22 protein-coding genes are annotated in these 19221 nt (G+C 64.6%); 13 read left to right on the forward strand and 9 right to left on the reverse strand.

Annotation, left to right across the window (positions count from 1 at the left end):
- Positions 1-267: 267 nt before the first annotated feature.
- Both rhtA and L6D77_RS21995 read left to right on the forward strand, forming a co-directional pair.
- Positions 268-1155: a threonine/homoserine exporter RhtA gene (gene rhtA, locus L6D77_RS21990; RefSeq protein ID WP_232883960.1), complete on the forward strand. Its 888-nt coding sequence runs from the start codon at positions 268-270 to the stop codon at positions 1153-1155.
- Positions 1156-1339: 184 nt separating this feature from the next.
- Positions 1340-1621, forward strand: coding sequence for a hypothetical protein (locus tag L6D77_RS21995; protein WP_232883956.1), 282 nt, complete (start codon positions 1340-1342; stop codon positions 1619-1621).
- A 41-nt stretch (positions 1622-1662) separates the two neighbouring features.
- Here the strand turns inward: L6D77_RS21995 and L6D77_RS22000 are convergent, their stop codons facing one another.
- On the reverse strand, positions 1663-3465 hold the full coding sequence (locus L6D77_RS22000; RefSeq protein WP_232883955.1) for an aminopeptidase P family protein: 1803 nt from the start codon (positions 3463-3465) through the stop codon (positions 1663-1665).
- A 195-nt stretch (positions 3466-3660) separates the two neighbouring features.
- On the opposite strand from L6D77_RS22000, the gene L6D77_RS22005 reads away from it, so the two are divergent.
- Both L6D77_RS22005 and L6D77_RS22010 read left to right on the forward strand, forming a co-directional pair.
- Positions 3661-4773: a DUF3182 family protein gene (locus L6D77_RS22005; protein ID WP_232883954.1), complete on the forward strand. Its 1113-nt coding sequence runs from the start codon at positions 3661-3663 to the stop codon at positions 4771-4773.
- The gene (locus tag L6D77_RS22010; protein ID WP_232883953.1) at positions 4757-5527 is read left to right on the forward strand and encodes an alpha/beta hydrolase family protein; all 771 of its coding nucleotides are present in this window, start codon (positions 4757-4759) and stop codon (positions 5525-5527) included. The genes L6D77_RS22005 and L6D77_RS22010 overlap by 17 nt, the downstream gene beginning before the upstream one ends.
- Here the strand turns inward: L6D77_RS22010 and L6D77_RS22015 are convergent.
- Together L6D77_RS22015 and L6D77_RS22020 are read right to left on the reverse strand one after the other, a co-directional pair.
- The gene (locus L6D77_RS22015) at positions 5506-5886 is read right to left on the reverse strand and encodes an antibiotic biosynthesis monooxygenase (protein WP_232883952.1); all 381 of its coding nucleotides are present in this window, start codon (positions 5884-5886) and stop codon (positions 5506-5508) included. The genes L6D77_RS22010 and L6D77_RS22015 overlap by 22 nt on opposite strands.
- A gap of 128 nt (positions 5887-6014) precedes the next feature.
- On the reverse strand, positions 6015-6992 hold the full coding sequence (locus tag L6D77_RS22020) for a GlxA family transcriptional regulator (RefSeq protein ID WP_232883951.1): 978 nt from the start codon (positions 6990-6992) through the stop codon (positions 6015-6017).
- Between the two features lie 82 nt (positions 6993-7074).
- Between L6D77_RS22020 and L6D77_RS22025 the strand changes: the two genes are divergently transcribed.
- Positions 7075-7623 carry a cysteine hydrolase family protein gene (locus L6D77_RS22025; RefSeq protein WP_232883950.1) on the forward strand — a complete coding sequence of 183 codons (549 nt, stop codon included), beginning with the start codon at positions 7075-7077 and terminating at the stop codon, positions 7621-7623.
- Positions 7624-7627: 4 nt separating this feature from the next.
- On the opposite strand, the gene L6D77_RS22030 is transcribed toward L6D77_RS22025, so the two are convergent.
- Positions 7628-8191 carry a helix-turn-helix domain-containing protein gene (locus L6D77_RS22030; RefSeq protein ID WP_232883949.1) on the reverse strand — a complete coding sequence of 188 codons (564 nt, stop codon included), beginning with the start codon at positions 8189-8191 and terminating at the stop codon, positions 7628-7630.
- Between the two features lie 84 nt (positions 8192-8275).
- Between L6D77_RS22030 and L6D77_RS22035 the strand changes: the two genes are divergently transcribed.
- The 7 genes from L6D77_RS22035 (at position 8276) to L6D77_RS22065 (ending at position 15418) form a co-directional block, all read left to right on the forward strand.
- Complete coding sequence (locus tag L6D77_RS22035; protein ID WP_232883948.1) at positions 8276-9220, forward strand: DMT family transporter; 945 nt, start codon at positions 8276-8278, stop codon at positions 9218-9220.
- A gap of 149 nt (positions 9221-9369) precedes the next feature.
- Complete coding sequence (locus L6D77_RS22040) at positions 9370-12276, forward strand: monovalent cation/H+ antiporter subunit A (protein WP_232883947.1); 2907 nt, start codon at positions 9370-9372, stop codon at positions 12274-12276.
- Complete coding sequence (locus tag L6D77_RS22045; protein WP_023632557.1) at positions 12276-12620, forward strand: Na+/H+ antiporter subunit C; 345 nt, start codon at positions 12276-12278, stop codon at positions 12618-12620. Before L6D77_RS22040 ends, L6D77_RS22045 begins: the two co-directional genes overlap by 1 nt.
- Positions 12617-14296, forward strand: a complete 1680-nt coding sequence (locus L6D77_RS22050; protein ID WP_236170170.1) for a monovalent cation/H+ antiporter subunit D — start codon at positions 12617-12619, stop codon at positions 14294-14296. Before L6D77_RS22045 ends, L6D77_RS22050 begins: the two co-directional genes overlap by 4 nt.
- A complete protein-coding gene (locus L6D77_RS22055; RefSeq protein ID WP_232883945.1) occupies positions 14293-14781 on the forward strand; it encodes a Na+/H+ antiporter subunit E in 489 nt (162 codons plus the stop codon). Before L6D77_RS22050 ends, L6D77_RS22055 begins: the two co-directional genes overlap by 4 nt.
- Positions 14778-15056, forward strand: coding sequence for a K+/H+ antiporter subunit F (locus L6D77_RS22060; protein WP_110994579.1), 279 nt, complete (start codon positions 14778-14780; stop codon positions 15054-15056). The genes L6D77_RS22055 and L6D77_RS22060 overlap by 4 nt, the downstream gene beginning before the upstream one ends.
- The gene (locus tag L6D77_RS22065; RefSeq protein ID WP_232883944.1) at positions 15053-15418 is read left to right on the forward strand and encodes a Na+/H+ antiporter subunit G; all 366 of its coding nucleotides are present in this window, start codon (positions 15053-15055) and stop codon (positions 15416-15418) included. Before L6D77_RS22060 ends, L6D77_RS22065 begins: the two co-directional genes overlap by 4 nt.
- Before the next feature lie 13 nt (positions 15419-15431).
- Here the strand turns inward: L6D77_RS22065 and L6D77_RS22070 are convergent, their stop codons facing one another.
- Complete coding sequence (locus L6D77_RS22070; RefSeq protein ID WP_232883943.1) at positions 15432-15641, reverse strand: hypothetical protein; 210 nt, start codon at positions 15639-15641, stop codon at positions 15432-15434.
- A complete protein-coding gene (locus L6D77_RS22075; RefSeq protein ID WP_232883942.1) occupies positions 15638-16108 on the reverse strand; it encodes a hypothetical protein in 471 nt (156 codons plus the stop codon). The genes L6D77_RS22070 and L6D77_RS22075 overlap by 4 nt, the downstream gene beginning before the upstream one ends.
- Positions 16109-16422: 314 nt before the next feature.
- On the opposite strand from L6D77_RS22075, the gene L6D77_RS22080 reads away from it, so the two are divergent.
- On the forward strand, positions 16423-16620 hold the full coding sequence (locus tag L6D77_RS22080; RefSeq protein WP_232883961.1) for a hypothetical protein: 198 nt from the start codon (positions 16423-16425) through the stop codon (positions 16618-16620).
- A 5-nt stretch (positions 16621-16625) separates the two neighbouring features.
- Here the strand turns inward: L6D77_RS22080 and L6D77_RS22085 are convergent, their stop codons facing one another.
- The 3 genes from L6D77_RS22085 to L6D77_RS22095 form a co-directional block, all read right to left on the reverse strand.
- Positions 16626-16820, reverse strand: coding sequence for a hypothetical protein (locus L6D77_RS22085; protein ID WP_232883941.1), 195 nt, complete (start codon positions 16818-16820; stop codon positions 16626-16628).
- A 115-nt stretch (positions 16821-16935) separates the two neighbouring features.
- Entirely contained in the window at positions 16936-18564 is a 1629-nt protein-coding gene (locus tag L6D77_RS22090) for a methyl-accepting chemotaxis protein (RefSeq protein ID WP_373870622.1), read from the reverse strand.
- Positions 18565-18661: 97 nt separating this feature from the next.
- Positions 18662-19066 carry a TraR/DksA family transcriptional regulator gene (locus L6D77_RS22095; protein ID WP_232883939.1) on the reverse strand — a complete coding sequence of 135 codons (405 nt, stop codon included), beginning with the start codon at positions 19064-19066 and terminating at the stop codon, positions 18662-18664.
- Positions 19067-19221 lie beyond the last annotated feature (155 nt).

Below are 19221 nucleotides of genomic sequence, written 5' to 3' on the forward strand. Positions count from 1 at the left end.
AGACCGAAACGCTTCCGGACCTTTCGAATCGCTTAACTCGTTGAATCTCAAGGAGTTTTGCGTTCCGTTGTCGCTGGAAGTGGGGCGCATTATAAGGGGATCTGAAACCCCGTCAACCTTTAATTTCGATAGGTTGCAATATAAAGAGAAAAGGCCATATCACGACTGTATGGTGTTTGTACGAGCCACAACCTTCTTGCACACCCCACCCCACATTGCGCACTATACTGCTCAACCCGCCGCGCAACCATGGAACGCCTATCTATAATGAACACCCCCCACCGCAGCCTGGCCGCCACGCTGTTCCCCATCGGCCTGCTGCTGATCGCCATGGCTTCGATCCAGTCCGGCGCGTCGCTGGCTAAGAGCATGTTCCCTGTCGTAGGTGCACAAGGCACCACCACCCTGCGCCTGATCTTCGCCAGCATCATCATGCTGTTGCTGCTGCGCCCATGGCGCGCTCGCCTGGATGCCAACACCCTGCGCAGCGTGATCATCTATGGCATGGCCCTGGGCGGAATGAACTTCCTCTTTTATATGTCGTTGCGTAGCGTCCCTTTGGGAATCGCCGTAGCACTCGAGTTCACCGGCCCGCTGGCCGTTGCGCTATGGGCCTCGCGTCGGGCGTTGGATTTTGTCTGGGTTGGCCTGGCGGTGGTTGGCCTGCTGCTGCTGATCCCCGTCGGCCAGTCCGGCGCCAGCATAGACCCGCTGGGTGCCGGTTATGCGCTGGGGGCAGGCGTATGTTGGGCGCTCTACATTTTATATGGCCAGCGCGCCGGAGCCGAAAACGGCATCCAGACCGCCGCGCTGGGGGTGGTGATCGCCGCACTGTTCGTTGCCCCGATAGGTATTGTTCATGCTGGCAGCGCACTGCTTACCCCCACTTTGCTCCCGGTGGCACTGGGTGTCGCGATCCTGTCGACAGCACTCCCCTATAGCCTTGAAATGGTCGCCCTGACCCGCATGCCCGCACGGACATTCGGTACTCTGATGAGTATTGAACCGGCGTTCGGGGCCCTTTCAGGCTTGATCTTCCTCGGCGAGAAACTCACCGCCTGGCAATGGCTGGCCATCCTTGCCATCATCACCGCATCGGTCGGTGCAACACTGTCGATGCGGCGAGACGCCGCCCCCGTCGTGGCCGCCGACTGATTTGAGAAATATTTGCATTTAAAACTTGCCCGGCCTTGTACCACTCCCTCTGGCTGATTAAGCTGTCACAAAATCATAATCAAGACGCTATCTACTTGGCTGCAAATGGACGCAGGGGATCTCAGGGAAGACTTGAAGCGCTGACAACAGGCCCAGCCATAACCGGGCCCGCATAAGGACAGGAATGAAACGTATTTTTCTCATCCTGGCCATCTTGGCCATTGCTGGATGTGCCGCGACTGCCAAGACAGAGGTAAAGCGAGGGAAGAAAGGCATGCACATCAACTGCTCGGGCCTCTCTTCATCGTGGGACAAGTGCTACAGCAAAGCTGCGAGCTCCTGTGGCAAGAAGGGCTACAAAGTCATCGCTCGCTCCGGGGACAGCGATGAAGAGCCCGGCGACTACATCTTCGGCATCAACCCCGCCGGCTACACCAGCCGCAGCATGATCGTGATCTGCAAGTAGATACGCAAAGGGCAGCCTCAAGGCTGCCCTTTTCATTGGTTTCAGATCGCCGCCGTGCGCCGCTCCAGCCACGCCAGCGCATCCCCCTGGAGCAACGGTGACAGCCGTTCCCGCACCGTCCTGTGATAGCTATTGAGCCAATCGGCATCTTCGCGACCCAGTTGCTCGGGCAACAAGCAGCGCGTATCGATCGGGCACAAGGTCAAGGTTTCGAACTCAAGGAAGTCACCGAACGCGCTGCTGCCAGCCTCGCGATTGACCACCAGGTTCTCGATCCGCACCCCCCACTGCCCTGGTCGATAGGTGCCGGGCTCGATCGAGCTGATCATTCCCGGCTGCATCGCCGTTTGTGGCGTGACCGCCGCCTGGTAGGCAATCACCTGCGGCCCCTCGTGCACATTCATGAAATAGCCCACACCATGACCAGTGCCATGCCCGTAATCGACCTGGTCGGCCCAGATCGGCGCTCGAGCGATGGCGTCGAGCATCGGTGAAGGAATGCCTCGCGGGAACTTCGCCCGTGACAGCGCGATCATGCCCTTGAGCACCCGCGTGCAATCGGCCTTCTGCTCATGGCTGGGTTCACCGATGGGCACCATGCGCGTGATGTCGGTGGTGCCACCCAGGTACTGGCCACCCGAATCGATCAGCAACAGACCACTCCCTTCGATCACCGCATGGGATTGCTCGGTGGCATGGTAATGGGGCATCGCGCCATTGGCGTTGTAGGCGGCGATGGTCGAGAAGCTCAACGATACGAAGCCCGGCCGTCGGGCACGCGCCGCACTCAGTTGCTCGTCAATGGTCAGCTCGGTGATCACCTGCTGCCGCTGGTGGGCTTCAAACCAGGCGAAGAATTCGCACAGCGCCGCGCCGTCCTGCTCCATGGCCTTGCGGATATGCACCAGATCCTCCTCCCCCTTGCGCGACTTGCTCAAGGTCGTGGGGTTGATGGATTCCACCAGCCGTATCTGGCTCACAAGCTGATCCAGCAATCCACAGGTGACCCGCGCCGGGTCCACCATCAAACTGCTTTCAGCGGGGATTGCCGCCAGCGCGCTGCCCACCTCGGTGTAATCGCGCACTTCGATGCCATCGGCGGCCAGCACCTGGCGCAAATGCTCATCGACCTTGTCCTTGCCCACGAACAGGTAGGCCTTGTCCTGGCTGACCAGTGCGAATGAGACAAAGACCGGGTTGTAGGACACATCGCTACCACGCAGGTTGAACAGCCAGGCAATGTCATCGAGGGTGGCGATGAAATGCCAATCAGCACCTTTGCCCTGCAGCGTGCGACGCAACTCGGCAAGCTTTTCCGCGCGATTGACCGTGGCGTGCGGCGACAGGTGCTGGTACACCGGATTACCCGGCAAGGGCGGCCGGTCAGTCCAAACCTCATCAAACAGGTCAAGGTCAGTACGCAGGCTCACACCCCGGGCTTGCAAGCGCTCGCTAAGTTGACGCGCCGAAGCCAACGCCATCACCGCGCCGTCCACGGCGACCGTGCCCTGGACATGCTCGCCCAACCACTCAAGCGCACCCGGCTGCCCGGGCCGCAGCTTCATCAGCTCGATACCGCTACCCGCCAGCTCCTTGTCCGCCTGCTCCCAATAACGGCTGTCAGCCCACACCCCGGCGAAGTCCGCCGTCACCACCAGCGTACCCACCGAACCGTGGAAACCGGACAACCACTGCCGCCCTTGCCAATGGCCCGGCAGGTATTCGGACAAATGCGGGTCGGCGGAAGGCACCAACAGGGCATCGACCCCCTCGCGGGCCATGACCTGACGCACTCGGGCCAGACGCACCGGTACGGTTTCCTGAAGGGGGGACTGACTGTTCATGCGCACTCCTGCGGACACATCTCGACTGATCCAGGCCGTCGATAATGGAACAGGCGGCCACCGCCCGCAATCTTCACGACGGGAACAGGGCCAGGATTGCCCCATGCGCCCTGTAAACCGCCGATCAATCCCGCTGAACTTTGCCCGCCAGATGCCTTCACAGCCCATACACCCTTCAGTGCACGCGAGGCTCCCATGCCCCACTCCCGCGAGCCGAAAACCGCCGTCGCGCTGCTCGACACCCGCGAGCACACTTCGGACCACGAACACGCGGTGCAGCTCAAACTGGCCGACGGCCTTGCACAGCTGCTGCACCTGCCGCGAGCCCAACCCGGCCTGCCGCCATCCGACGATGCCCACTACTACTACCTGGCCACCGATACCCTGATCGACCCGGCACGCTACGCCCCCTTGGGCATCCACAGCGAGCACGACCTGTTCGGCGGTTTGGTCAGCCACCCCTTCATGGCCACCAAGGCCATCTCCCACCCCCTGCCCGCCGGGGCAAGCTTCCCGCCGGGCTGGACGGATGCGTTCGCCCAGAATGCCAGCAACGCCTTGCTGCGCGGCTACACCGTCTTCAGCAAGGACGACGCGCGCCGTGCCGCCATCCTGCTGCTTGCCGAAGGCCGTATTCGCATCAAGCCGGTGTTGGCCTGCGCCGGTCGTGGCCAACAGGTCATCACCCGGCGCGAAGAACTGGACACACTGCTGCAGTCGATGGACGACCAACAGCTCGCCGTATGGGGCCTGGTGCTGGAAGAGGACCTGAGCGACGTCGAAACCTTCAGCGTCGGCCAGGTGCGTGTCGCCGGGCTCACCCTGAGCTACCACGGCACCCAGCAGCTGACCCACGACCACGCCGGCACCGAGGTGTACGGCGGCTCCGACCTGCACGTGGTACGCGGCGACTACCAGCAACTGCTGCAGTTGCCGCTGGAAGACCACCTGCGGCTGGCCATCAACCAGGCCATGACCTACGAGCGGGCTGCCGAACGTCACTTCCCCGGCTTCATCGCCTCGCGACGCAACTACGACATCGCCCGCGGTACCGACCCGCGCGGCCACCTGCGCAGCGGCGTACTGGAGCAGTCATGGCGCCCGGGTGGCGCCAGCAGCGCCGAGATCCTCGCGTTGCTGGCCTTTGCCGACGACCCGGCCTTGCAGCAGGTGCGCGCATCAACCCACGAAGTGTTCGGCAAAGCCCAACTCCCGGCCGACGCCACCCTCTTCTATCAGGGGCATGACAGTGAACTCGGACAACTCAGCAAATATGCACGGATCCGCGACCATGACCATCGAAAGTGAAACCATCGAGCTGGCCGTCGAAGGCGAAAGCATCGCCGGCACCCTGGTCAGCCCCGGCAGCAAGATGCCGGGCATCCTCTTCGTCCACGGCTGGGGCGGCAGCCAGCAACGCGACCTGGCGCGGGCCCGGCAGATCACCGGGCTGGGCTGCGTGTGCATGACTTTCGACCTGCGCGGCCACGAGAAGACTGCCAGCCAGCGCCTGACCGTCACCCGCGAGCAGAACCTCGCCGACCTGCTGGCCGCCTACGACCGCCTCGCCAACCACCCCGCCGTCGACCCCGCCGCCATGGCCGTCATCGGCAGCAGTTATGGCGGTTACCTGGCCACCCTGCTCACCCGCCAGCGAGCGGTGAAATGGTTGGCGCTGAGGGTGCCGGCACTGTACTGGGACGCTGAATGGGACAGCCCCAAGCAGGCCCTGGACCGTCAACGCCTCAACGCCTATCGCCTGCGCGCCTTGAGCCCGGCCGACAACAGCGCCCTCGCCGCCTGCGCGGAATTCGCCGGCGACGTGCTGCTGGTGGAGTCCGAACAGGACGACTATGTACCGCACAGCACCCTCATGAGCTACCGCTCGGCGTTCGTCAGCGCGCACTCACTGACCCACCGCACAGTCGATGGCGCCGATCACGCACTATCGAGCGAAGAGAGCCAGAAAGCCTACAGCGCGCTGCTGAGCGCCTGGGTTAGCGAGATGGTCGTCGGCGCACGCCTGGACCGCTACCCGCACTACGCGCCCTGGTACGCCTGAGCCTCGCCGACCTGGCAGTGCAGGCCGCCATCGGCACCCCGTACCAGGCTACGCAAGGTCTGGTAGGCCGCGAAGTGGACGCCTCGGGCCTGGTGCTGGCTCAACAGTTCAAGGAACGGCTCCTCGACGAAGCTGCCGGCGGCCGCCGCCCATGCACCACGCGACTGCCATTGCAGGTATTGGAGCACTCGGCGGCCGTCGTCACTGGCCTGGATGCTGACGCCCTGCAAACCTTCGCAGCGCTGCGCCAAGTGCTCGCTGCGCGCGACCAGGGCCTGGGCCAGCGCCTGCTGATGCAGGGGCGGGACGTCGTACTCGATCATCTGGGTGAACCACAGGGAGTGGGCATTGACCACCATGGACTGTCTCCTTGCTTGGGCCACTTGCAGCCTGTTGGCGCGCAGGTTAAAACCTCCAGTTAACTCAAGGTCAAGGACTTTCTCCTTACAGGGACTCTTCTCCCCGGAACGACGTGTCCGCTACATACTCACTCGCTGCCAACCGCAAACCGCCGCCGGTAGTCACTGGGGGTCATGCCGGTGTGGCGCTGGAACACCCTGCGAAAGGCGCTGGGGTCCTGGTAACCAACGCCCCAGGCGATCTGGTCGACGCTGCGCCGGGTGAACTCCAGCAGCCGACAGGCGCGGCCAACCCGCACTTGCTGTGCATACTCGGTGGGCCGCAAGCCGGTGGCGGCACGAAAGCGCCGTAGAAAGGTGCGCGGCTCAAGCCCGGCACAACGGGCCATGTCGGCCAGGCCGGCGTCGCGAGCCTGCTCACCCTGCAACCAATGCTGCACCCGCAGCACCGCCTCGTCGCCATGCTCCAGCCGCGGGGTGAACAGCGCCCCCGGCAGAGGCGCCGGCGCAGGCTCCACCGCCAGGTAGCGGGCGGTCTCACGGGCCAGGGTGTGGCCAAGGAAGCGCTCGATCAGGTGCAGCCCCAGGTCGGTCCAGGCCATCAGGCCGGCGGACGTGACGATATCGCCATCGTCCAGCAGTGGCTGGCTGGTCGCCACACGTACTTTGGGGAAGCGCTCGCTCAAGGCCTGGGCGTAGTTCCAGTGGGTGCAGGCCGATCGCCCGTCGAGCAGGCCGCTGCCCGCGATCAGGAACACCCCGATGCACACCGACGCCAGCACAGTCCCTTGGCCATGCAAGTCGCAGAGCGCGGGGCGATGAGCGGCCAGCAGCTCACCGGAAGGCGTCGCGGCCAGGCTAGGGGGAATCAACAGGGCCCGTGGCGCATGCCCGGCCTGCGGCAGGCTGTCGTGAATGACCTGCAGTTGCCCAGCCGCGTCGAGCTGCCAGTGGCTGACACGCAGCAGCGGCAACTGGTGCTCACCCAGCTCAGCCGCAACCCGGTTGGCCACCATAAACAGGTCGGTCAAACCGTGCACCGCCGCACTCTGCGCACCCGGGTACAGCAGCACGCCAATTTCCAGGCTGTCAGTTTTTGCCGTCATTGTGTCGCTCGCGCCAATCCTCGATCCGGTCCTTCAAGCCTATAACTATCAGCAGTTCATCACTACTGCCGCAGGAGGCACCATGAGCAAGCAGGCACTGATCATCATCGACATCCAGAACGACTACTTCCCAGGCGGCAAATGGACCCTCGACGGTGCCGAGGCCGCCGCCGACAACGCCGCCAAACTACTGCACGCTGCACGCAAACGGGGCGACCTGGTGGTCCACGTGCGTCACGAGTTCGAGAGCAGCGACGCGCCATTCTTCACCCCCGGCTCGGCCGGTGCGCACATTCACCCCAAGGTCGAGCCAACCGCCAACGAGGCCGTTGTGCTCAAGCACAAGGTCAACAGCTTCCGCGACACCAACCTGAAGACGCTGCTCGACCAACACGATGTCAAGGCGCTGACCATTGCCGGCAGCATGAGCCATATGTGTGTCGATGCCGCCGCCCGGGCGGCAGCAGACTACGGCTATGACGTCACCGTGGCCCATGACGCCTGCGCCACCCTGCCGCTTACCTTCGACGGCAAGCGGGTACCCGCTGCCGAGGTGCACGCCTCGGTGATGGCCGCACTGGCCTTCGCCTACGCCAAGGTGGTCACTACCGACGAACTGCTCAAGGGTTGACCGCTCAGATCACCACATTGCGCACGAAGCGCACGGCCAGCTGGCCATCGTTGCGATAGGCATAGCGGCAGTTGCTGGGGAACACATGGAACTGACCGGTCATCAAGTGGTGCTCGACGCCTTCGATGACCAGCGTCAACTGCCCTTCGGCGACGTAGATCTGCTCGCTCCAACCCGCCGCGTCAGCCTCGCTGGCGTAGCACTCGCCGGGTGCCAGGGTCCACTCCCAAAGCTCCGCCTCGCGCCGGGCCGGGCTGCTGCCCAGCAGCACCGCCCGGCTGCCGGGGTGCTCACCGGCCCAGGCCAGCTCGTCGATGCGGCTCGGGTCGCGTTGGTCGGGCGCCTGGATCAGCGTGCTGAAGGCCACACCCAGCGCCTCGGCAATCAGGTCGAGGGTGGTCAGGCTGACATTCTTTTCGCCCGCCTCGATCGCCACCAGCATCCGCCGGCTAACCCCGGAACGCTCGGCCAGGGCCGCCTGGCTGAGACCGGCGTCGCCACGCAGGCGGCGAACGTTCTGACTGACATGCTGCAACACCGAGGCACGGTGTTCGGATTCTTTGTGCACTATATTGCTCACCGGTAAGAATTGCGCAGTATACTGCCCACTTTGCGGCGGATTGTGCGCCGCCCCTGCCGAGCACGCAAGCCCATGAGCCAAGCCACCCACAGCAAGCCCGCCGTCACCTTCCGCCTGAGCAAGGCCGAGCTGGTGCTGGTGTTCATCACCATGCTCTGGGGCGGCACCTTCCTGATCGTGCACACCGTCATGAGCGTCAGCGGGCCAATGTTCTTCGTCGGCCTGCGCTTCGCCGCCGCCGCGCTGTTCGTCGGCCTGGTCTCGGCCCGCTCGCTGCCCGGGCTGACCTTCACCGAACTGAAGGCCGGGATGCTCATCGGGGTGTCGATCATGCTCGGCTACGGCCTGCAGACCATGGGCCTGCAGACCATCAGCAGCAGCCAGTCGGCGTTCATCACCGCGCTGTACGTACCCTTCGTGCCACTGCTGCAATGGCTGGTGCTGGGGCGCCGCCCCGGCCTGATGCCAAGCCTGGGCATCTGCCTGGCCTTCGCCGGCCTGATGCTGCTGGCCGGGCCCGAGGGTGGCAGCTTGCACTTCAGCGAAGGTGAGCTGGTGACACTGGTCAGCGCCGTGGCGATTGCCGGCGAAATCATCCTGATCAGCCGTTATGCCGGCAAGGTCGATGTGCGCCGGGTCACCGTGGTGCAACTGGCGACCGCCTCGGCGCTGGCGTTCCTGATGATCGTGCCGACCCAGGAGCAGCTCCCCGACTTCTCCTGGTTGCTGCTGGTCAGCGCCGTCGGCCTGGGTGCCATGAGCGCGGTGATCCAGGTGGCGATGAACTGGGCGCAGCAGTCGGTCTCGCCCACCCGCGCCACTCTGATCTACGCCGGCGAACCGGTATGGGCCGGCGTTGTCGGGCGTATTGCCGGTGAGCGCCTGCCCGGTATTGCACTGATCGGCGGCTTGCTGATCGTGTTGGCTGTGGTGGTGAGCGAGCTGAAGATCCGCCGCAGCGACGAGGCCGCCGCGCTGCAGGACGACGACGAGCGCCAACGTGAAGCCGGGCTGTGATGCGGCCAACACCCGCTATGCTTTGTAAAGAACTGTTATAAAAAAACAGCTTGTCACAGCACATTTGTAGGATCCTGCAACCGCTTGCGTGTTGGTGATACACACCCCGGCACGTATGATCCTTGGCAAACTTCTCAGAACAGAACGCTATGTCATTGATTGTGCTATTGCTTCTGCCCTTCGTCGGCAGTTGCCTGGCGGCTGTCCTGCCGCACAACGCACGCAACGCAGAGTCCATTCTCGCCGGGCTCGTGGCCCTGGTCGGCACCGTCCAGGTGGCGTTGCTGTACCCCCAGGTCGCCGACGGCGGCGTCATTCGCGAAGAGCTGCTGTGGCTGCCCAGCCTGGGCATGAACCTGGTGCTGCGCATGGACGGCTTCGCCTGGTTGTTCAGCCTGCTGGTGCTGGGCATCGGCACCCTGGTGTCGCTGTACGCGCGCTATTACATGTCGCCCCAGGACCCGGTGCCGCGCTTCTTCGCTTTCTTCCTGGCGTTCATGGGCGCCATGCTCGGCCTGGTGATTTCCGGCAACCTGATCCAGCTGGTGTTCTTCTGGGAACTCACCAGCCTGTTCTCCTTCCTGCTGATCGGCTATTGGCACCACCGCGCCGACGCCCGCCGCGGCGCCTACATGGCACTGATGGTCACCGGCGCCGGCGGCTTGTGCCTGCTGGTCGGGGCCCTGCTGCTCGGCCATGTGGTCGGCAGCTACGACCTGGACAAGGTCCTGGCTGCCGGCGACACCATCCGCCAGCATGCGCTGTACCCGGTGCTGCTGCCCCTGATTCTGATCGGCGCCTTGAGCAAGAGCGCGCAATTCCCCTTCCAGTTCTGGCTGCCCCATGCCATGGCGGCGCCCACCCCGGTCTCGGCTTACCTGCACTCGGCGACCATGGTCAAGGCCGGGGTGTTCCTGCTGGCCCGGCTGTGGCCGGTGCTGTCGGGCAGCGAGGAATGGTTCTGGATCGTCGGCGGTGCCGGCGCCGCCACGTTACTGCTCGGCGCCTTCGCCGCGATGTTCCAGAACGACCTCAAAGGCCTGCTGGCCTACTCGACCATCAGCCACCTGGGCCTGATCACCCTGCTGCTGGGCCTGAACAGCCCGCTGGCCGCCGTGGCCGCCGTGTTCCACATTCTCAACCACGCCACCTTCAAGGCCTCGCTGTTCATGGCCGCCGGGATCATCGACCACGAAAGCGGCACCCGTGACATCCGCCGCTTGAGCGGCCTGTTCCGCCTGGTGCCGTTCACCGCCACCCTGGCCATGGTCGCCAGTGCCTCGATGGCCGGCGTGCCGTTGATGAACGGCTTCCTGTCCAAGGAAATGTTCTTCGCCGAGACCGTGTTCATCAATTCAACCGCCTGGGTCGAGGCCGCCCTGCCGGTGATCGCCACCCTGGCCGGCACCTTCAGCGTGGCCTATGCGCTGCGCTTCACCGTCGACGTGTTCTTCGGCCCGCCGGCACAGGACTTGCCGCACACGCCCCACGAGCCACCGCGCTGGATGCGCGCACCGGTCGAGCTGCTGGTGCTCACCTGCCTGGTGGTCGGCATCTTCCCGGCGCAATCCGTCGGCCCGCTGCTGGCCGCCGCCGCCCTGCCGGTGGTCGGCGGCACCCTGCCGGAATACAGCCTGGCCGTCTGGCACGGCTGGAACGCCCCGCTGATGATGAGCCTGATCGCCATGTGCGGCGGCATTGTGCTCTACCTGCTGCTGCGCAAGCAGTTGCAACGCGGCCGCTTTGCCAATCCACCGCTGATCGGGCGCGTCAATGGCAAGCGCCTGTTCGAGCAGGGGCTGGTGCACCTGATGCTGCTGGCCCGGCACATCGAGCGACTGCTGACTACCCGCCGCCTGCAGACGCAACTGTTCATGCTGGTGCTGGCCGCTTTTATCGCTGGTTTCATGCCGCTGCTGTACAACGGCCTGAGCTGGGGCGACCGGCCGAAGATCCCCGGTTCCGGGGTGTTCGTCGCGCTGTGGCTGATCGCCATTGCCTGCGCCATCGGTGCCGCCTACCAAGCCAAGTACCACCGCCTGGCGGCGCTGATCATGGTCAGCGTCTGCGGCCTGATGACCTGCATCACCTTCGTCTGGTTCTCCGCCCCCGACCTTGCGCTGACGCAGTTGGCAGTCGAAGTGGTCACCACCGTCCTGCTGCTGCTCGGCCTGCGCTGGCTGCCCCGGCGTATCGAAGGCGTCTCGCCACTGCCCGGCAGCCAGGACCGCGCACGCCTGCGCCGCCTGCGCGACCTGGTGCTGGCAGTGCTGGTCGGTGGCGGCATGGCGCTGCTGTCGTACGCCATGCTCACTCGCCCCACGCCCAACGACATCTCCTCGTTCTACCTCAGCCGGGCCCTGCCGCAAGGCGGTGGCACCAATGTGGTCAACGTGATGCTGGTGGACTTCCGTGGCTTCGACACCCTCGGTGAGATCACCGTGCTGGTGGCCGTGGCACTCACCGTATTCGCCCTGCTGCGCCGCTTCCGCCCGCCCAAGGAGAGCATGCAGCTGCCTGCCCAGCAACGCCAGCTGGCGCCGGACGTGGTCACCGACCTGGTCAACCCGCGCCACGCCACCGACACCGCGCTGGGCTTCATGATGGTGCCGGCCGCCCTGGTGCGCCTGCTGCTGCCGATCGCGCTGCTGGTGTCGATGTACCTGTTCATGCGCGGTCACAACCAGCCGGGCGGCGGTTTCGTCGCCGGGCTGGTCATGTCCGTGGCGTTCATCCTGCAGTACATGGTCGCCGGCACCCAGTGGGTCGAGGCGCAAATGAGCCTGCGCCCGCTGCGCTGGATGGGCACGGGCCTGCTCTGCGCCACCCTCACCGGGGCTGGTGCCATCGGCCTGGGCTACCCGTTCCTGACCACCCACACCGCCCACCTGCACCTGCCGCTACTGGGTGACGTGCACGTGGCCAGCGCGCTGTTCTTCGACATCGGCGTGTTCACCGTGGTGGTCGGCTCGACACTGCTCATCCTCACCGCGCTGGCGCACCAGTCGGTGCGTGCCTATCGCCCCGCCAAGTCCAGCCAAGCAGGAGCCGCCTGATGGAAGAAGTCATCGCAGTCGCCATCGGCGTGCTGGCCGCCTCGGGGGTGTGGTTGATCCTGCGCCCGCGTACCTACCAGGTAATCATGGGCCTGTGCCTGCTGTCGTACGGGGTCAACCTGTTCATCTTCAGCATGGGCAGCCTGTTCATCGGCAAGGAACCGATCATCAAGGACGGCGTGCCCCACGACCTGTTGCACTACACCGACCCGCTGCCCCAGGCACTGGTCCTCACCGCCATCGTCATCAGCTTCGCCATGACCGCGCTGTTTTTGGTGGTGCTGCTGGCCTCCCGTGGCTTGACCGGCACCGACCATGTGGATGGCCGGGAGCGTGACGAATGAGTGGGATGAACCAACTGATCATCGCGCCGATCCTGCTGCCGCTGGTCACCGCGGCGCTGATGCTGCTGATTGGCGAAAGGCACCGCTGGCTGAAGGCCCGCTTGAACCTGCTGTCGACCTTCGCCGGCCTTGTCATCGCCGTCAGTTTGCTCATGTGGGTGCGTACCCAGGGCCAGGCCGAGTCCATCGGTGTGTACCTGCCGGGCAACTGGCCGGCGCCGTTCGGCATCGCCCTGGTGGTGGACCACCTGTCGGCGTTGCTGCTGGTGCTGACCGGTATCGTCGGCAGCTGCGCGCTGTTGTTCGCCCGGGCCCGCTGGGACAGCGCCGGGGCCAGCTTCCACGCACTGTTCCAGGTCCAGCTGATGGGCCTGTACGGCGCCTTCCTCACCGCCGACCTGTTCAACCTGTTCGTGTTCTTCGAGGTGCTGCTGGCGGCCTCCTACGGCCTGCTGCTGCATGGCTCGGGGCGTGCGCGGGTGCGGGCCGGGCTGCATTATATCGCCATCAACCTGTTCGCCTCGTCGCTGTTCCTGGTGGGCGCTGCCATGCTCTATGGCGTCACCGGCACCCTGAACATGGCCGACCTGGCGCTGAAGGTGCCGCTGGTGCCAGAGGCCGACCGTGGCCTGCTGCATGCGGGCGCGGCAATTCTGGCCATTGCCTTCCTGGCCAAGGCCGGGATCTGGCCGCTGAACTTCTGGCTGGTACCGGCCTACTCCTCGGCCAGCGCACCGGTGGCGGCGCTGTTCGCGATCATGACCAAGGTCGGCCTGTATGCCGTACTGCGGCTGTGGAGCCTGCTGTTCTCCGGGCAGGCCGGCGCCTCGGCGAACTTCGGCGGCGAATGGCTAGTGTATGGCGGCCTGGCGACGCTGGCGGTGGCCGCAGTGTCGATCCTTGCCGCCCAGCGCCTGGAGCGCCTGGCGGCGCTAAGCATCCTGGTGTCGGCCGGTACGCTGATGGCCGCTGTCGGTTTCGGCCAGCCAGTGCTGACCGGCGCTGCGCTGTTCTACCTGGCCAGCTCCACCCTGGCGTTGTGCACACTGTTCCTGCTGGCCGAGCTGGTCGAGCGTTCGCGTTCGGCCAACGAGGTGCCACTGGACGATGAAGAGGATGCGATGCCCTCGCCGCTGGAGTCGCTGCACCCGCCCAAGGGCATCAACCTGGACGACGAACAGAAAGCGGTGATCGGCCAGATCATCCCCTGGACCATGGCCTTCCTTGGCCTGAGCTTTATCGCCTGCGCCCTGCTGATCATTGGCATGCCGCCGCTGTCGGGGTTCATCGGCAAACTCAACCTCATCAGCGCGCTGTTCAACCCGCAAGGGTTGGGCGTCGCACCAGGGCAGCCGTTGGGCGCTGCCGGCTGGACGCTGGTCACCCTGTTGATCCTCTCCGGCATGGCTTCGCTGATCGCCTTTGGCCGGGTCGGCATCCAGCGCTTCTGGAAGCCCGAGGAACGCCAGTCACCGTTGCTGCGCCGCTATGAATGCCTGCCGATTGTCATCCTGCTGGGCCTGAGCATTTTCCTAAGCCTCAAGGCCGAACCCTTGCTGCGTTACACCCAGGACGCCGCGGCCAGCCTGCAGGCACCCGACGCCTACATCCAGGCCGTCATGGCCACCCGGCCAGTGCCGGGCCCGACCACCCTGAATGCGCAGGTGCAGCCATGAACCGCCTGTTCCCCGCGCCGCTGCTGTCGCTTTCGCTGTTCGTCCTGTGGCTGCTGCTGAACCTGTCGGTCAGCCCGGGCAACCTGCTGCTGGGCGCCGCGCTGGGCATCCTCGCACCGATCCTGATGGCGCCCCTGCGCCCGCAGCACGCCCACATACGCAGGCCACTGGTGATCGCCCGGCTGATCGGCCGGGTGGGCATCGACGTGATCGTTTCCAACCTGCTGGTGGCCCGTGGCGTGCTGCGTGCCGGCAGCACCCCGCCACGCTCGGCCTTCGTTCACATACCGCTGGCGCTGCGCGATGCGCACGGCCTGGCGGCGCTGTCGATGATTACCACGGTGGTGCCGGGCACGGTCTGGTCGGAACTGGCCCTGGACCGCAGCGTGCTGCTGCTGCACGTGTTCGACCTGGACGACGAAGCGGCGTTCATCGAGCACTTCAAGCACACCTACGAACGCCCGCTGATGGAGATTTTCGAATGAGCGGCCTGCTTGCCAACGCCGTCCTCGCCAGCCTGTTCATTTTCGCCCTGGCCATGGGCCTGGCACTGATCAGGCTGTTCCGCGGCCCCTCCGCCCAGGACCGGGTGCTGGCGCTGGACTACCTGTACATCCTGGCCATGCTGATGATGCTGGTACTGGGCATCCGCTACGCCAGCGACACCTACTTCGAAGGCGCTCTGCTGATCGCCCTGTTCGGCTTCGTCGGCTCGTTCGCCCTGGCCAAGTTCCTGCTGCGAGGCGAGGTGATCGAATGAATGAAGTCTTGGTATTGCCGTTCTGGCTGGAGCTGGCGGTCTCGGCGCTGCTGCTTGTCGGCAGCCTGTTCGCCCTGGTCGGGGCGATCGGCCTGGTGCGGTTGAAGGATTACTTCCAGCGCATGCACCCACCCGCGCTGGCCTCGACCATCGGTGCCTGGTGCGTGGCATTGGCGTCGATCCTGTACTTCTCGCAGCTCAAGCAGAGCCCGGTGCTGCATGCCTGGCTGATCCCGATCCTGCTGTCGATCACCGTGCCGGTCACCACCCTGCTGCTGGCCCGGGCGGCGCTGTTTCGCAAACGCACCTCGGGCGAGGATGTACCGGAAGAAGTCAGCAGCGGACGCGACCGCGGCAACTGAAACTGTCGCCAGCTCAGCCGCCAGCCAGGCGCTGCAGCTCACGCCGCACCATCGCCGCATAGGGCGGTGGGCTGAGCTGATAGAGCTCGCCGGCCACCCAGGCGAGCCAGGCGCCCTGCAGCGCTTCACGGCGCGCCAGTAATTGCTCGGCCAAGGCTATGGCCTGGGCCTGGTGGCGCTGGTGGAAGTCGGCACGTGAGCCCGGCGCCGCCTGGTCACTCATTCGCTGGCCTTGAAGGTGGTCAGCTCGCCCTTGCGCCATTTGGCAACCTTGCCGGTCACTGCCTTGAGCAGTTTGCCCAGGCCTTCCTGTACCTGTTGCTCGGCGGCGAATACCAGCATCACGCCCTGCCCCTCGCGAAACACGATGCCCTCACCCTCGGGCACGCGGACGAAGGCATAGTCGCCTTGCCCGTAGACATTCAACTTGATCTCGCGAAAGCGCAGCTCCAGCTTGCCGCCTTCACGGCTGGGCAGCACCGCCGCACGGAAGTGGTCGCCCACTTTCAGCTCCAGGCGCTGTTTGTCATCGACCACCATGGTGCCGTCGGGATCGATCTCGGCCATGTACAGGCCTTCAGGGTTTTGCTCGGTAACGTAGATGAACCGCCCGTTGAACAACTTGACCAACTTGGCGCGCAAGTCGCCCAGGGCAAACAACGCATGGGTATCCAGAGTACTGACTGCCAATGAAGAGCTCCTCACATCAATTACTGCAGGCCAGCACCCAGGCGCCGCTTCGCGCCAGGTGCCAGCCTTTTAAAGTCATCGTCCACAGGACTTTGCAATCACGCCGCGGAGTTTCCACGCGAGACGGCCAAGCGATAACCGGGAAGTACTTCACCCATTCATCGTTCGGGCGCGCGGGGTAAGCTTCGGCGTGATTCCGTAATAGGAACCGTAATGCCTGACATCAAAACTGCCAGAAAAGATGCGATAGAAAGCGTCAGGTCCTTGAAAGAAAACAAGCCTGGCCTTCAATCGCGCATTACAGGAGAACGAATATGCCCGAAAACACTGAAATCCGTCGAGAGGCGCAACACATTTCCTGCAATATGGCCGCTGCACGCCAAGCGCGCTTCATTGTCGTGCCTGCCGGTGTCGCCTTCTTCCATATCACCGAAAGCACCACTGGAAGGGTCAAGGGATTCCGCCAACGTCACCAGGATGCCTGCGAGCTTGCCCGCCAGCTGGAACGTTGAACCCCTCAGGCTACCTTGCCCCGCGCCAGCTGCGCCAACCAGGCTGCCCGGCACTCCAGTGCTTCGCTGCGGCTGGCAAAGGCAGTGCCCCGGCGCTCTCCATTGACCAGCACCACCCAGCACACCCGCTTGCCCATGGCCTGCAACGCGCTTGGAACACCTGTGCCGATCATCACCGCCACATCGACTTGGCTATTCATCATTCCCTCCGGAATTTAATTAGCAACCTAACGATGTGGCCATGATACGTGCTGCGCGCTTCAGGAAAAAGTCCATGCCGGTAGAGCTGTATTGCACCTGAGGCAACAAATCAGCTCAATCAAGCCCGGGTTCAGGGCGGTAGCCCAGGCGCAGGCCACCCCAGTGGCGGCCCTTGACGTAGATCGGCACCGACAGGTCATGCATCAGCTCACCGGTATCGCGGGTGTAGGTCTGCAGCAAGACCCGCTGCTGATGGCTGCCGCAGCGGATCCCGGTGCGGTCGTCGAAGGTGCGCTTGCTGCGGTTATGCGCCGTATCCTGTACCGGGTCGCCGGTCAGTGGCCGATTGAAGGCGTTGTTGTGGGTCGGCACATAGCCCTGCTGGGTACAGGCGATGGCATAGACCAACCCCTCATGCTGCAGCAGCGGCTCCTGGATCTGCGGCAACACCGTGTCGGTGTAGTGGTCGAAGCGCGTGCTGAAACGTGGTGGCTGCATGCCGGCAATCGGCCGGTACTGGCGGTCGAACAAATCCTCCAGCGCCACCCGCCCCTGCTCGATATCGGCCTCGAACCGCTCGGCAATCTGCTGCGCCCCGCCTTGCGCCAGTTCGAACACCCGCTGGTGGTAGGCATCCAGCCCGACCTCGGCCAGGCGTTCGCTCAAGCGCTCTACCTGGCCCTCCATCTGCACGGAGGCCTGGGCCAGGCGACGAGTTTGCTGGTCGCTCACCGCCAGGTCGCTGCGCACCTGCGCCACGGCCTGGAACAGGGTGTCGAGCTGAGTGCGGTTGGTCTGGGTGCCTGCGGCAATTGCGCCGACCTGCCCTTCGACGCTGGCGGCCAGGCTGGCGATCTGTGCCAGTTGCCCGCCGGTCTGCTCCACCTGCGCCACGCCACTGCCCAGGTCATCGGCCAATGCGCGGATCTGCGTGACCACCTGGGCGGTGCGTTCCTGGATATCGGCCACCATCTGCCCCACTTCCTGCGTGGCAGTGGCAGTGCGCCCGGCCAGGCCGCGCACTTCGTCGGCGACCACGGCGAAACCGCGGCCATGCTCACCCGCCCGCGCCGCCTCGATGGCGGCGTTGAGCGCCAACAGGTTGGTCTGGCTGGCGATGGCCTGGATCACCAGGGTTACCCGGGCAATGTCCTCGCTGCGCAGGTGCAGCGCCTCGATCAGCTCACGGCTGGCGGTGGCGCGCTGGCTCAGGTCGTGCATGCGCTGGATCGACTCGGCCAACACCGCACTGCCGGCGACACTGCTGCCATGGGCCGAGCGGGCGGCTTCCAGGGCCTGCTGACTGAGCTGGGCACTGGTTTGTTCGGTGGCGATCATGATCTCGGCGCTGCCGACAATCTCCTCGGCCGCGCCCAACTGCGACTGCACCCGCGCAGCCAGCTGCTGCACCGAGTGAGCCACCGCCGCAGCCGACAGCGCATTGTGGCTGGTGCCCCGGGCCAGTTGCTGAATCAGGTCATTGTCCTGCGCAGCCTCCTCCACCTGCGTCGTTACCGGTGCGCGGCGCAGATGCGGCAGCCACAACACCAGCAGCGTCAACGGCAGGGCCATATATAGCGCCAGCCCGGCGTAAGCCATGGCCGTCAGCAGCGCGCACAGCACGGCACCCTGTAGCAGGGCGATGGCAACAGCCAGCCGAGTTCCTTCTCGCATCATCGTCGTGGTCCGTCCGCGTGTCGTTATTGTGACGCCATTAAACGCCACCATAACGCCACTATCCATAGTCCCTTGGATGTATGACGGTCACGCTTGATGCAAGGCAAGAAAACACAAAGGCCCCAGGGATCGCTCCGTGGGGCCTTGCGCAGTGCGTCGGGTGTCAGATCTGCCGCTGGTGGCGGTCGAGCTGTTCGTGACGCTCCTGGGCTTCGATGCAGTACTTGGTGGTCGGGCTGATCAGCAGGCGCTTGAGGCCGATCGGCTCGCCGCTGTCGTCGCACCAGCCGAAGCTGTCGTCGCCGATACGGTCCAGGGCCATCTCCAGCTGCGGCAGCAGGCGCTGATCGCGGTCGATGGCGTTGACCAGCCAAGTGCGCTCTTCCTCGACCGAGGCTACGTCAGCAGGATCCGACGGGGTATCCAGGCCTTCGATGGCAGTGCGGTTGAGTTCGATGCGCTCATGCGTCTCGACTTTCATCGCTTGCAGCAGCTTGGTAAAGAACGCCAGTTGGTCGGCATTCATGTAGTCATCGGCCGACATGGCCAGCAACTGTTCCTTGGTCATCGATTTCTCTATGAAAAAATGTGCATTTGGGCGATTCGAGTGCTGCCGATGATGGCTCATCGGCAGCGGAATTCTTCAAGCGCCAACCGGCACTCTTTTACAGGGGGCGGCAGTCTAAGGTGCCAAGCGGCAAGGGGCAACAGAAATGACGGCAG

Source organism: Pseudomonas parasichuanensis (genome assembly GCF_021601385.1).
Lineage (GTDB): Bacteria > Pseudomonadota > Gammaproteobacteria > Pseudomonadales > Pseudomonadaceae > Aquipseudomonas > Aquipseudomonas parasichuanensis.

Coding starts and splice junctions, on each gene's coding strand:
- L6D77_RS22060 (WP_110994579.1), top strand. CDS start 14,778: ATGAGCGGCCTGCTTGCCAACGCCGTCCTCGCCAGCCTGTTCATTTTC.
- L6D77_RS22000 (WP_232883955.1), bottom strand. CDS start 3,465: ATGAACAGTCAGTCCCCCCTTCAGGAAACCGTACCGGTGCGTCTGGCC.
- L6D77_RS22055 (WP_232883945.1), top strand. CDS start 14,293: ATGAACCGCCTGTTCCCCGCGCCGCTGCTGTCGCTTTCGCTGTTCGTC.
- L6D77_RS21995 (WP_232883956.1), top strand. CDS start 1,340: ATGAAACGTATTTTTCTCATCCTGGCCATCTTGGCCATTGCTGGATGT.
- L6D77_RS22040 (WP_232883947.1), top strand. CDS start 9,370: ATGTCATTGATTGTGCTATTGCTTCTGCCCTTCGTCGGCAGTTGCCTG.
- L6D77_RS22065 (WP_232883944.1), top strand. CDS start 15,053: ATGAATGAAGTCTTGGTATTGCCGTTCTGGCTGGAGCTGGCGGTCTCG.
- L6D77_RS22010 (WP_232883953.1), top strand. CDS start 4,757: ATGACCATCGAAAGTGAAACCATCGAGCTGGCCGTCGAAGGCGAAAGC.
- L6D77_RS22090 (WP_373870622.1), bottom strand. CDS start 18,564: ATGGATAGTGGCGTTATGGTGGCGTTTAATGGCGTCACAATAACGACA.
- L6D77_RS22085 (WP_232883941.1), bottom strand. CDS start 16,820: ATGAATAGCCAAGTCGATGTGGCGGTGATGATCGGCACAGGTGTTCCA.
- L6D77_RS22050 (WP_236170170.1), top strand. CDS start 12,617: ATGAGTGGGATGAACCAACTGATCATCGCGCCGATCCTGCTGCCGCTG.
- L6D77_RS22035 (WP_232883948.1), top strand. CDS start 8,276: ATGAGCCAAGCCACCCACAGCAAGCCCGCCGTCACCTTCCGCCTGAGC.
- L6D77_RS22095 (WP_232883939.1), bottom strand. CDS start 19,066: ATGACCAAGGAACAGTTGCTGGCCATGTCGGCCGATGACTACATGAAT.
- L6D77_RS22080 (WP_232883961.1), top strand. CDS start 16,423: ATGCCCGAAAACACTGAAATCCGTCGAGAGGCGCAACACATTTCCTGC.
- L6D77_RS22045 (WP_023632557.1), top strand. CDS start 12,276: ATGGAAGAAGTCATCGCAGTCGCCATCGGCGTGCTGGCCGCCTCGGGG.
- L6D77_RS22025 (WP_232883950.1), top strand. CDS start 7,075: ATGAGCAAGCAGGCACTGATCATCATCGACATCCAGAACGACTACTTC.
- L6D77_RS22020 (WP_232883951.1), bottom strand. CDS start 6,992: ATGACGGCAAAAACTGACAGCCTGGAAATTGGCGTGCTGCTGTACCCG.
- L6D77_RS22005 (WP_232883954.1), top strand. CDS start 3,661: ATGCCCCACTCCCGCGAGCCGAAAACCGCCGTCGCGCTGCTCGACACC.
- rhtA (WP_232883960.1), top strand. CDS start 268: ATGAACACCCCCCACCGCAGCCTGGCCGCCACGCTGTTCCCCATCGGC.
- L6D77_RS22015 (WP_232883952.1), bottom strand. CDS start 5,886: ATGGTGGTCAATGCCCACTCCCTGTGGTTCACCCAGATGATCGAGTAC.
- L6D77_RS22070 (WP_232883943.1), bottom strand. CDS start 15,641: ATGAGTGACCAGGCGGCGCCGGGCTCACGTGCCGACTTCCACCAGCGC.